At 31.0% G+C, this 636-nt stretch carries 1 protein-coding gene; it reads right to left on the reverse strand.

Features of this window, described 5'->3' with window-relative positions; genetic code table 11:
* Positions 1-8: 8 nt before the first annotated feature.
* The gene (locus AC1DTM_RS30525) at positions 9-155 is read right to left on the reverse strand and encodes a BC1881 family protein (protein ID WP_016104164.1); all 147 of its coding nucleotides are present in this window, start codon (positions 153-155) and stop codon (positions 9-11) included.
* Between the last annotated feature and the right edge of the window lie 481 nt (positions 156-636).

Genomic DNA, 636 nt, shown 5'->3' on the forward strand with positions numbered 1-636 from the left:
ATTTTTAGCTATTCTTGATTAATTAGAATAACAGCTGGTCCATCTACACGAATTCCACCAACTTCGATTTTTTCATAAGGCTCAACTTTAATAGAAATGACCCCTTCCCGCTTCTTTAATTCATTACTTAATTCTTTCGTTAACATTTTTTTCATGTGTGCACTCCTTCTTACTGCTTAATTTATTATTGTTATGTAAATGAAATTAAAAATGGTTTCCTGGTCTGGAAACCATTTTTTGTAGTTGACCATATGGTGTTACCAGTTTGCTTATCAATTTTACGTAAAGAAGATAAACAATTACTATTCACTGTATCAGTAGATGTAAGAAATTCTTAAAGATAGCGGTGAGATTGATTGTTTTTTCTTCTAGAAATAATGACTTAGATAGTATATTACCTAAAACAATGAAAGCCCTACCTCTCTTTCATCCTTACGGCTCCTTGTCCGTGCCAGTGTGAATCAGGATTGCAAAAATCAAGTGACTATTTAATCGAGTTATTTGATGCAACTTCGAACGTTCGTAAAAGAAATTTAAAAATAAAAATGGATTAGATTGAAGTAATAACAAAAGAGGTTCCTACTCTAAAAGTGAGTTGAAGAAGTTGAATGTCTTTGAAATGATTTACTTTTAATA

The sequence above is a fragment of the Bacillus sp. P4_D3 genome (genome assembly GCF_056401855.1).